Source organism: Mycobacterium sp. (assembly GCF_032162605.1).
In the GTDB taxonomy this organism is placed as follows: domain Bacteria; phylum Actinomycetota; class Actinomycetes; order Mycobacteriales; family Mycobacteriaceae; genus Mycobacterium.
This window is the reverse complement of record NZ_JAVROT010000491.1, coordinates 1-10688: the sequence shown is the minus strand read 5'-3', so window position 1 is coordinate 10688 and position 10688 is coordinate 1. Positions and strand designations below refer to the sequence as shown.

Genomic DNA, 10688 nt, shown 5'->3' with positions numbered 1-10688 from the left:
CGACCAGCGGCCAGGGCCTGTGCCGCGTCGACGGTCTGCCAAGATGCCGTCCACCGCATCGTCGCGGGACAGGCGGCTGGCCAATTCGAGCACCTCGTCGGTGCTCGCGCCGTCGGCGAGGTGATGTGGTCGGGAGTCGATGCCGATCAAATGGCACCGGTTGGCCTTACATCTTCACGTGGGTGCGCGAGGCCGGATCGTCTCCGACCAACACGGTGGCCAGGCACGGCTTGCGGCCGAGCGCCGCCGTGACGCCGCCCGCTCGACGTGCGGCGTCGTCGAGCATCGCAGTTGCGACGGCCGTGCCGTCAATCAGTATGGCGCTCAAAGCAGTCCCCCAAAGGTGGGGGAGCACCAGGCGGTCGATGCTTCCGGATTGCGCTCCCGGTGGTGGTCCAGCTGCGCCAGTCCCGTCCTGCCCGATTCTACGATGCGGATGTACATGCCTCGACGCGACACACGTCGTCGGCGGGTGACCGCATGAAAACGCGCCGAAACCGCACGCAGCTAGCCTGGGAGACATGCAGGCGTCGTTTCTGGGCCGCCCCGTGGCGGCCAATCGCGCCATGATCATGGCGATCGTCAACCGGACACCGGACTCGTTCTACGACCGCGGTGCCACGTTCACCGACGAGGCCGCCAAGGCAGCCGCACACCGGGTCGTCGCCGACGGTGCCGACGTCGTGGACGTCGGGGGCGTGAAGGCGGGCCCGGGCGACGCCGTCGACGCCGACGAGGAGATCGCCCGCGTCGTGCCCTTCATCGAATGGCTCCGCGGTGCCTATCCCGACCAGCTGATCAGCGTCGACACCTGGCGCACGTCGGTCGCCAAACAGGCGTGCGCGGCCGGTGCGGACATCATCAACGACACGTGGGGTGGGTCCGATCCGGGTCTGGCCGAGGTGGCCGCCGAGTTCGGTGCCGGCCTGGTGTGCTCACACACCGGCGGAGCGATTCCGAGGACGCGTCCATTCCGCGTCAACTACGGGCTGTCCGAGCGCGGAGTGGTGGACGACGTGATCGCAGAGGTGACCGCGGCGGCCGAACACGCAGTCGCCGCAGGCGTCGCGAGAGACGCGGTGCTGATCGATCCGACGCATGATTTCGGTAAGAACACTCATCATGGTCTTAGTTTGTTGCGCCACGTAAAAGACCTTGTAAACACTGGATGGCCCGTCCTGATGGCCCTGAGCAACAAGGATTTCGTCGGGGAGACTCTGGGCGTGGGCTTGACCGAACGCCTCGAGGGAACATTGGCCGCGACCGCGCTCGCTGCGCAGGCGGGTGCAGCCATGTTCAGGGTCCACGAGGTGGGGTCCACTCGACGTGTGCTGGAGATGGTCGCGTCGATCCAGGGCGTGCGTCCACCGACGCGGACCGTGAGGGGACTGGCATGAGCACCCGAAGGCGAGGGCGAGTGAGGATCGCAGGGCTGGATGTCGGCGCCGGGGCGCCTCCGGCGAGGGACGAGCGAGGACCGGAGCGAGCGGGTGTCGAGTCATGAGCCTCGTGCCTGAACTCGCCGCCGCTGATGCCGTCGCGGGACACCGTTGGTTGAGCGATCACACGTGGCGCAGGCCGCAGTGGACCGTCGCCGAACTCGAGGCGGCGAAGGCCGGCCGGACCATCTCCGTGGTCCTTCCCGCGTTGAACGAGGAGGAGACCGTCGCGTCGGTGATCGACACCATCACGCCTCTGCTCGGCGGGTTGGTCGACGAGATCGTCGTGCTGGACTCCGGTTCGACTGACGACACCGAGATCCGCGCCGTCGCCGCAGGGGCCAGGGTGGTCAGCCGGGAAGCCGCGCTGCCCGAGGTCGCACCGCAGCCCGGCAAGGGTGAGGTGTTGTGGCGCTCGCTCGCCGCGACGACCGGCGACCTGGTGGTCTTCGTCGACTCCGACCTCATCGATCCCGACCCCATGTTCGTGCCGAAACTGCTCGGTCCGCTGTTGACGACCGACGGCGTGCACCTGGTCAAGGGCTTCTACCGTCGCCCCCTGAAGGTGAGCGGCAGCGAGGACGCCAACGGCGGTGGCCGGGTCACCGAACTGGTCGCGCGGCCGATGCTCGCCGCGTTGCGTCCGGAGCTGACGTGCCTGCTGCAGCCCCTGGGCGGCGAGTATGCGGGTACCCGCGAACTGTTGACGTCGCTGCCCTTCGCGCCCGCCTACGGCGTGGAGATCGGGCTGCTCATCGACACTTACGACAAGCTCGGCCTGGACGCCATCGCCCAGGTCAACCTCGGCGTGCGGACCCACCGCAACCGGCCGCTGACCGAGCTGGCCGCGATGAGCCGTCAGGTGATCGCCACCCTGCTGTCGCGGTGCGGCGTACCCGACTCGGGCGTCGGCCTGACGCAGTTCTTCGCCGACGGCGAGGACTACGCTCCGCGCACCTCGACGGTGTCGCTGGCGGACCGGCCGCCGATGGTGACGCTGCGACCTCGCTGATCCCCTGGGTCGCTGCGCTCTCCCGCAAGCGGGTGGGACCCCAGCGCCGAACGGTGACACGCGGCCGCGCCACCGCCCGGCGGGCGCTGCGTCATAGTGCTCAGGCAGTATCGACGTCGTGACCTTGATCCTGCTTTACCTGGTCGTGCTCGTCCTGGTGGCCATCGTGCTGTTCGGCGTCGGCAGCGTGGTGTTCGGACGTGGTGAGCGGCTGCCTCCCCTGCCGCGCGCCACCACCGCCACGGTCTTGCCTGCTTCAGAGGTTACGGGGGCCGACGTCGACGCTCTGCGGTTCAGCCAGACGCTGCGCGGCTACAAGGTCAGCGAGGTCGACTGGGTTCTCGAGCGGCTTGGTCAGGAGCTCGATCAGCTCAGGGGTCAGCTCGCCGCGGTCCGCGCCGCCTATGGCATCGACGACTTCGTCCCCGACTCCGATGGGGGATCGGAGGCCGAGTTCGATACCGAGGCCAACGACGATCCCGAGGACGTGCCCGAGGACGCAGCCGAGGACGTGCCCGAGGACGTGCCCGAGGACGCAGCCCGTCCCCGCGGCGTACATGCGCTGCCCGCGGACGGACGCGACGAGCAGTGACCGCCGTTGTCGAGAGCGACGGGCGAACTCGTTGCAGCTGGGCTGATTTCAGCGGTCCGCGCTGGGCCACCGACGATTCGGTCCTCTACCGGAACTACCACGACGCCGAGTGGGGCCAGCCGCTGAGGGGCAGTCGCGAACTGTTCGAGCGCATGACGCTCGAAGCGTTTCAGAGTGGGCTGTCCTGGCTCATCATCCTTCGCAAGAGGGAGAACTTCCGGCGCGCGTTCAAGCGTTTCGACGCTCAGAAGGTGGCGCGCTTCACCGAGGTCGACGTCGAGCGATTGATGGCAGACATGGGGATCGTGCGCAACCGCGCCAAGATCGAGGCCACCATCGCCAACGCACGCGCGGTGGCCGACCTGGACGTCGAACTCGGGGAGATGCTGTGGGCCTTCGCCCCCGAGTCGCGCCCTCGGCCGACCGATCTCACCGAGATACCGGCGGTGACACCCGAGTCAACGGCGATGGCAAAGGAACTCAAGCGCCGCGGATTCAAATTCGTCGGCCCCACGACCGCCTATGCGCTAATGCAAGCGACCGGAATGGTCGACGACCACGTTGCCTCTTGCTGGGTTCCCACCGTCGTGCGAGGCGGCTAAGTCGGGTCTTTGCACACCAGTGGGCTCGCATAGGGAACAATGGTTGAAGATCAGTTCAATGCCGAGTGCTGCCGCCGGGTGGGCAGTCTCGGCCCCGACCCGGTCCGCCTACGCGGATCGGCGCATGCGGAGGGAGCACTCGATGGCGGCGATGAAGCCCCGGACCGGCGACGGTCCACTGGAAGCAACCAAGGAGGGGCGGGGCATCGTGATGCGAGTACCACTGGAAGGTGGTGGGCGCCTCGTCGTCGAACTCACCCCCGACGAGGCGGCCGCCCTCGGCGATGAACTGAAGAACGTAACGAGCTAGCTGGCGCCCCGGCGCTTCGCTACGAGGAGACCTTCCGGTAGATCTCCAGGGTCTGCTCGGCGATGTGTGCCCAGGAGAACTCGTCGATGCACCTCTGGCGCCCGGCGCTGCCGTACTGCTGGGCTCGTGCGGGGTCGGCCACCAGGGCGTTGACCGCTTCGGCGAGTCGGGCTTCGAACGCTGGGGTGTCGGCGGGGTCGTAGTGCACGAGCAACCCGGTGCGGCCGTCCGCCACGACCTCGGGGATGCCGCCGACGTCGGAGGCGACCACAGCCGTCGAGCATGCCATGGCTTCCAGGTTCACGATCCCAAGCGGCTCGTAGACCGATGGGCATACGAAAACGGCTGCTGCCGAAAGTATTTCGCGGATCTGATCCCCGGGTAGCATCTCCTGCACCCAGAAGATCCCGGTGCGAGACCGGGCGAGTTCCTGCACCGCACCACCCACTTCGGCCGCGATCTCCGGAGTGTCCGGAGCTCCCGCGCACAACACCAACTGCACGTCGGGTGCGAACCGGTGCGCGGCGGCCACCAGGTGGGCGACGCCCTTCTGCCGCGTGATCCGGCCGACGAACGCCACGAAGGGCCGAGTCGGGTCGACGCCGAGGCGACCGAGCACCGATCCGCTGTCCGCCGGGCCGGCCGGGTACCACTTCTGGGTGTCGATCCCGTTGCGCACCACGTGCACGCGGTTGGGGTCCAGCGCCGGGTAGGTGGCGAGGACGTCCTCGCGCATTCCGGAGCTGACGGCGATCACCGCGTCGGCCGCCTCTACCGCCGTGCGCTCCACCCAGGACGACACCCGGTAGCCGCCGCCGAGTTGCTCGGCCTTCCACGGCCGCATCGGCTCCAGCGAGTGCGCCGTCAAGACGTGGGGTATGCCGTACAGCATTGCAGCGAGGTGCCCCGCCAGTCCGGCGTACCAAGTGTGGGAGTGCGCGACGGTCGCGCCCGCCGCGGCGTTCACCATCACCAGGTCGGCGGACAGGGTCGTCAGTGCGGGGTTGGCCCCGGCGAGCGCGGGGTCGGGCTGGGCCACCGATATCCTGGGCACGCCCAGCCTTGGTGCGCCCATGCAGTGCACGTCGACTTCGCACATGTGCTGCAGCTGGGCGACGAGTTCGGTGACGTGTACTCCCGCGCCGCCGTACACCTCTGGTGGGTATTCCCGTGTCATCATCGCCACCCGCATGATGACGACGGTAGTTCACCGTGGCGGTGCCGGTGTGTGAGTCGCACCCAATTGTCTTGACCGACAGTCGAGGAGAAGTCTCGGTCAATAGTGCGAATGGCTAGCCGCGGTCCCTGGAGGCCGATAGGTTTGATCCATGAGGGAACTGCCACACGTCTTGGGCATCGTCCTGGCGGGCGGTGAGGGCAAGCGGCTGTACCCCCTGACCGCGGATCGCGCCAAGCCTGCCGTTCCCTTCGGCGGCGCGTATCGGCTGATCGACTTCGTATTATCGAACCTGGTGAACGCCCGCTACTTGAAGATCTGTGTTCTCACGCAATACAAGTCGCATTCGCTGGATCGCCACATTTCGCAGAACTGGCGGCTGTCGGGACTTGCCGGTGAGTACATCACCCCTGTTCCGGCCCAGCAGCGGCTCGGCCCGCGGTGGTACACCGGTTCGGCCGATGCCATCTATCAGTCGCTGAACCTGATCTACGACGAGGATCCGGATTACGTCGTCGTGTTCGGTGCCGACCACATCTATCGCATGGACCCCGAGCAGATGGTCCAGTTCCACATCGAGAGTGGCGCGGGCGCGACGGTGGCTGGAATCCGGGTGCCGCGCGCCGAGGCGACGGCCTTCGGGTGCATCGACGCCGACGAGTCGGGCCTCATTCGTGAGTTCCTCGAGAAGCCCGCCGACCCGCCGGGCACGCCTGATGACCCGGAGCAGACCTTCGCGTCGATGGGCAACTACGTCTTCACCACCAAGGTGCTCGTCGACGCCATCCGCGCCGACGCCGACGAAGACCACTCCGATCACGACATGGGCGGCGACATCATTCCGCGCCTGGTGGGCGACGGGATGGCTGCGGTCTACGACTTCAACAACAACGAGGTCCCCGGCTCCACCGAGCGCGACCACGGCTACTGGCGTGACGTCGGGACGCTCGATGCCTTCTACGACGCGCACATGGACCTGGTGTCGGTCCACCCCATCTTCAATCTGTACAACCGGCGCTGGGCCATCCGGGGCGAGCCGGAGAACCTGGCGCCCGCCAAGTTCGTCAACGGCGGCTCGGCTCAGGAGTCGGTGGTCGGCGCGGGCAGCATCATCTCGGCCGCGTCCGTGCGCAATTCGGTGTTGTCGTCCAACGTGCTCATCGACGACGGCGCAATCGTGGAGGGCAGCGTGATCATGCCCGGCGTCCGCATCGGCCGCGGTGCCGTGGTGCGCCGCGCGATCCTCGACAAGAACGTGGTCGTCGGGCCAGGTGAGATGGTCGGCGTCGATCTGGAGAAGGACCGCGAGCGGTACGCGATCAGCGCGGGTGGCGTCGTCGCCGTCGGCAAGGGTGTCTGGATCTAGCCCCGCCCGCGATCTCCGCGATCCCCCTCCCGCGCGACCCCTCCCGCGCAACCCCCCTCCCGCGCGAGCGAGCGTGTCTGTACGGCGACACGCCATTGCGGGTGACACTTTGCGCACGCTCGCCCTCTGCCTTCGGTACGCATTCGCGCCAGGGCGAACGATCCACGGGTGTGGGCATTGGCTGAGTCAGCGGTCGGCGGGATCCGGCCGCGCCTCCTGAAGTCGGCGTCTGCGCCGTAGCAGTGACCACGCCGCACACGCCAGCGCGAGGACGAACACCAGCACAAGGGCGGGGAGCAGTAGCGCGACGATCACCAGTCCGACGCTGGTGACGTCCTCCACCGTGGACAGCACGGGCGCGGCCACGCCTGCGGTGGCGACGTTGGCGGCGGGCCTCACCGCGGACTTGACCAGATGCACCACCAGCGCGATGACGACGCCGATCACCACCGGGATCCACTTGCCCGACTGTGCGAACTCGCCGGGGTCGGCGACGGCCGCGGTTTCGGCGGCCGTGCCGGATCCGAATACGATGCCACCGGCGGTGGGTCGCACGAACGTCTGGATCGCGTCGTTGATCGAGTCCACCGCCGGGACTTTGTCCGCGACGACCTCGACGACAGCAGGACTGCGACGATGGTCAGCACCCAGCCGTTCTCCATCCAGAACCAGCCGTGTGGCAGGTTCACCACGGCGGTGAAGCGCGCGAGCAGTCCGAGGGCGAGTAGCGGGATGTAGGCGTTGAGGCCGGCGGCGGTCGCCAGGCCCAGACCGGTCAGCAGCTGCTCGACGGGTCCAGTATGGAAGCTGGGCGTTGGGTTCTACCGTCTATTCCAGTTCGCATCTTTACGAGGGAGGACTGCGTGGACGATCCGGATGGCCTGCGGGCAGGTTCACCAGATCCGGGCAGGTTCACCAGATCGTTGAAACGGGCAAGCCGGCCCGTCGCCCGCAGCGGGATGTAGGCGGCGACCCCACACCGCCACCGGAAAGTCTCTCGGCTCACCGGCATCGCCGCCGTCACCACACGTCGGGCAGCAGCCGGTACCGCACCTTCTGCGTGTACTCGTCGTAGCCGGCCAACTCGGCGCTCAGCATCTTCTCCTCGTCGACGATCCGAGCGGCGAGGGCCAGAAGTCCGGGGATGAGGACCGCGAGGCCCCAATAGGAGTCCAGTGCGAGGGGAGTGCCGATAATCATGACGAGGTCGCCGACATACATCGGGTGCCGCACCAGGCCGTACAAACCGGTGGAAGCCAGCTCTTGATCGGCTTCGACGGTTATGGTGGCCGAGGCGTAGCGGTTCTGGACGACGACGAGCTGGGCGACCAGTAGGCCGACGGCCACCAGCACGTTGCCCAGTGTGATCATCGCCAGCGGTACCGACGACCAACCGAACCGGTGATCGAGGGCACTGACCACCAGTAGTGCCACGACCGCTAGGACCGTGGCGGAGATCGCGATTCGTTGCGCGGGGCGGGTTTCCGCGGTCGGCCCGGCGTGCATACGCCGCTGCAGTGCCGCGGGATCCTTGACGGCCAGGTAGATGCTCGGACCGCTCGTGGTGACGACGAACACGGCAATGAACACCCAGGCCTGCCAATAGTGCAACGTCCAGGCAGGCAGGAACAAGGTCAAGCCGAAGAACATCAGGCCGATCAGCGTCGACGCGATGGTTTGCAGGCCGATCTTGATGTTATCTCCTCAGCGTAGATCGCGACGACGAAAGGCTTTGGTGCCCAACGTGATCAGTGCGGCATCGATGCCCAGCAGCCACAGCAGCGGCGCGGCGCTGAAGTCGACGGACCCGACGTGCGGGACGTGTGTGAAGGGCTCGAGGTCGAGCAGCCACTGGGATGAGTTCGACAGTGAGCCAAGCAGGTACACCGCGACGAACGCGACCAGCACGCCCCACGCCGCCGGAGTGAACCGGGGGAGCAGGCCGAACAGCGCCACGGCGACGGCGACCAGCAGCCAGACCGCGGGCATCTGGACCGCCGCCGTGCCGAGGACCGTCGGCAGCCTGCCCGCGACGTGGCCTGCGGCGGCGCCGTAGGTCAGCCCCGCCACCAGCCCGGTGATCATCATCGCCACCGCCGGTCCGATGATGGCGAACACCAGATGGCTTGCCAACCAACGTGTCCGGCTGACAGCACCGGCCAGGAGTGCCTCGGCTCGCTGCCCCGTCTCCTCCTGGTGGAGCCGCAACGTCAAGGAGATCGCGAACGCTGCGGTGACCATCCCGAGCATGCCGAAGGCGACGGCGATGAAGGCCTGTTCCATCTGGTCGGAGCCGCCGAGACGGGCCACGACGTCGCGGGCCGATTGGCTGTCGCCGATCTCGTACCCGATACCGTTGACCACGCTGCCGATGAGCAGGCCGTAGAGACACAGCCCCGCGATCCACAAGGCGAACGAGCCCCGATTCAACCGCCACGCCAAGGTTGCGACGCCCCGAAGGTACGCGCCTGCGCGTGGCGGGCCCGGGCGCTCGGCGATCATGCCGGCGCCGACGTCGCGGTGGGCGAGCAACCAGTAGGCGACCAGGATCAGGATGACCGTCACGGCGAAATGGAGCAGCAGCACCCAGAACTGGTCGCCCGCGTACGGGCGGACCTGCGATGACCACCCCAAGGGCGAGAGCCAGGAGAGGAACGCCATGCGCGAGCCCGCGTCGCCGACCGCACGCAGGGTGAATGCCGCGGCGAGCACGCCGAAGGCCGCGCCACGGGCGAACCGTGCGCTTGTCGACAGTTGCGCCGTCACTGCCGCGACGGCGGTGAACACCAGGCCCGAGCAGGCCAGCGCGAGCCCGAACGCCAGCGAGCCGGACGCCGGGACGTCCAGCGGGAGAAGGCTCGCGGTAGCGATGAGTCCGGTCAGGACCGATGCGCCGCCGGTGAGCAGAAGCGCCGCGGTGAGACTGGCGTAGCGGCCGACGGCGGTCGAGTCGATCAGCTCGGTGCGGCCCGATTCCTCGTCGGCGCGGGTGTGTCGGACGACGGTGAGGATCACGGCGACCGCGATCAGCACACCGAACATGCCGGCCTTCCAGACGCCGGTGGCGCCGAGGCTGTCACCGTAGACGTTTCCGTACAGCGCCCGTTGGGCTGGGCTGGCCATGATCGTGGCGGCGAACGACGCGCGGTCCGCTTGGGTGGGGTAGACCGCCGCGATGCTGCCGACGTACACGGCGCCGGCCGGGATGGAGAGCAGTAGCACCCAGGCGGTCGCCACGATGCGGTCGCGACGTAGGTAGAGGCGCAGCAGCGCAAGGGTTCCCGAGAAGAGCGATCCGCCTGCGGGTGCCTGATGAGCCGGCCGGTGGGGACGATCGAGGACGGTCATGCCGTCACCGGCTCGGCGGGCTCGTCGACGTCGTAGTGACGCAGGAACAGATCCTCCAGTGTGGGCGGCTGGCTGACGAGGCTGCTGACGCCTGCGTCGCCGAGTCTCCTGATGACCTCCCCGAGGCTCGCGCCGTCCACCTGCGCGCGCAGCGTGTGGCCCTCGAGGCTGACGTCTTCGACGCCCTCGATGACGCCGAGGTCTCCCGGGTCGCCGATCATCTCGGCCTTGATCGAGGTGCGCGACAGGTGTCGCATCGACTCCAGGGTGCCGCTTTCGACGGTCCTGCCCGCGCGAATGATCGTGACCCGCTGGCACAGCGCCTCGGTCTCGGCCAGGATGTGACTGGACAGCAGCACCGTGGCGCCGCGCTCCCGTGCCTCGGTGACGCACTGTTGAAAGACGTTCTCCATCAACGGGTCCAGGCCGCTGCTCGGTTCGTCGAGCAGGAGCAGTCGGGTGTTCGAGGCGAATGCCGAGACCAGCGATACCTTCTGCCGGTTGCCCTTGGAGTACGTCCTTGCCTTCTTCGACGGGTCGAGAGCGAAGCGCTCGACGAGCTCGGCGCGCCTGTTCTCGTCGATGCCGCCGCGCATGCGAGCCAGCAGGTCGATGGTTTCGCCACCGGTCAGTGACGGCCACAGGGTGACGTCGCCTGGCACGTAGGCGATCTGGCGGTGCAGGGCGACGGCGTCGGTCCACGGATCGCCACCGAGCAGTCGCGCGGTTCCCGAGTCGGCGCGTACCAGGCCGAGCAGGACTCGGAGGGTCGTCGACTTGCCCGCGCCGTTGGGCCCCAGGAAGCCGTGCACCTCACCCTCGGCCACCGTCAGGTCGAGCCT

At 67.9% G+C, this 10688-nt stretch carries 11 protein-coding genes and 1 pseudogene; 6 read left to right on the top strand and 6 right to left on the bottom strand.

The genetic code is table 11. The features are described 5' to 3' along the window. Nucleotides 1–166: 166 nt before the first annotated feature. Nucleotides 167–328, bottom strand: a complete 162-nt coding sequence (locus QOI01_RS27230) for a hypothetical protein (protein ID WP_526386271.1) — start codon at nucleotides 326–328, stop codon at nucleotides 167–169. Between the two features lie 193 nt (nucleotides 329–521). Here QOI01_RS27230 and folP point away from each other — a divergent pair, with 193 nt between their 5' ends. The 5 genes from folP (at nucleotide 522) to QOI01_RS27205 (ending at nucleotide 3955) form a co-directional block, all read left to right on the top strand. Beyond that, nucleotides 522–1397, top strand: a complete 876-nt coding sequence (gene folP, locus QOI01_RS27225) for a dihydropteroate synthase (protein ID WP_526386270.1) — start codon at nucleotides 522–524, stop codon at nucleotides 1395–1397. A gap of 103 nt (nucleotides 1398–1500) precedes the next feature. Further along, the gene (locus QOI01_RS27220) at nucleotides 1501–2451 is read left to right on the top strand and encodes a glucosyl-3-phosphoglycerate synthase (RefSeq protein ID WP_526386269.1); all 951 of its coding nucleotides are present in this window, start codon (nucleotides 1501–1503) and stop codon (nucleotides 2449–2451) included. A 118-nt stretch (nucleotides 2452–2569) separates the two neighbouring features. Then, a complete protein-coding gene (locus QOI01_RS27215; protein WP_526386268.1) occupies nucleotides 2570–3043 on the top strand; it encodes a DivIVA domain-containing protein in 474 nt (157 codons plus the stop codon). Next, the gene (locus tag QOI01_RS27210; RefSeq protein WP_526386267.1) at nucleotides 3040–3645 is read left to right on the top strand and encodes a DNA-3-methyladenine glycosylase I; all 606 of its coding nucleotides are present in this window, start codon (nucleotides 3040–3042) and stop codon (nucleotides 3643–3645) included. Before QOI01_RS27215 ends, QOI01_RS27210 begins: the two co-directional genes overlap by 4 nt. 142 nt (nucleotides 3646–3787) lie before the next feature. Beyond that, a complete protein-coding gene (locus QOI01_RS27205) occupies nucleotides 3788–3955 on the top strand; it encodes a DUF3117 domain-containing protein (protein WP_005059648.1) in 168 nt (55 codons plus the stop codon). 19 nt (nucleotides 3956–3974) lie between these two features. Here QOI01_RS27205 and glgA read toward each other — a convergent pair whose 3' ends face one another. Then, a complete protein-coding gene (glgA, locus tag QOI01_RS27200) occupies nucleotides 3975–5147 on the bottom strand; it encodes a glycogen synthase (RefSeq protein WP_526386266.1) in 1173 nt (390 codons plus the stop codon). A gap of 136 nt (nucleotides 5148–5283) precedes the next feature. Between glgA and glgC the strand changes: the two genes are divergently transcribed. Then, entirely contained in the window at nucleotides 5284–6498 is a 1215-nt protein-coding gene (glgC, locus tag QOI01_RS27195; RefSeq protein WP_526386265.1) for a glucose-1-phosphate adenylyltransferase, read from the top strand. 186 nt (nucleotides 6499–6684) lie between these two features. Here glgC and QOI01_RS27190 read toward each other — a convergent pair. From QOI01_RS27190 to QOI01_RS27175, 4 genes and pseudogenes are all read right to left on the bottom strand, one after another. Then, nucleotides 6685–7280 (bottom strand): annotated as a pseudogene (locus QOI01_RS27190) (DUF4126 family protein). Nucleotides 7281–7518: 238 nt separating this feature from the next. Then, nucleotides 7519–8193: a methyltransferase family protein gene (locus QOI01_RS27185; RefSeq protein WP_526386272.1), complete on the bottom strand. Its 675-nt coding sequence runs from the start codon at nucleotides 8191–8193 to the stop codon at nucleotides 7519–7521. Nucleotides 8194–8202: 9 nt separating this feature from the next. Continuing rightward, nucleotides 8203–9846, bottom strand: a complete 1644-nt coding sequence (locus tag QOI01_RS27180) for an ABC transporter permease (RefSeq protein ID WP_526386264.1) — start codon at nucleotides 9844–9846, stop codon at nucleotides 8203–8205. Then, nucleotides 9843–10688, bottom strand: an 846-nt coding sequence (locus QOI01_RS27175; RefSeq protein ID WP_526386263.1) for an ABC transporter ATP-binding protein, incomplete at its 5' end; no start/stop codon positions are given. The genes QOI01_RS27180 and QOI01_RS27175, both read right to left, overlap by 4 nt.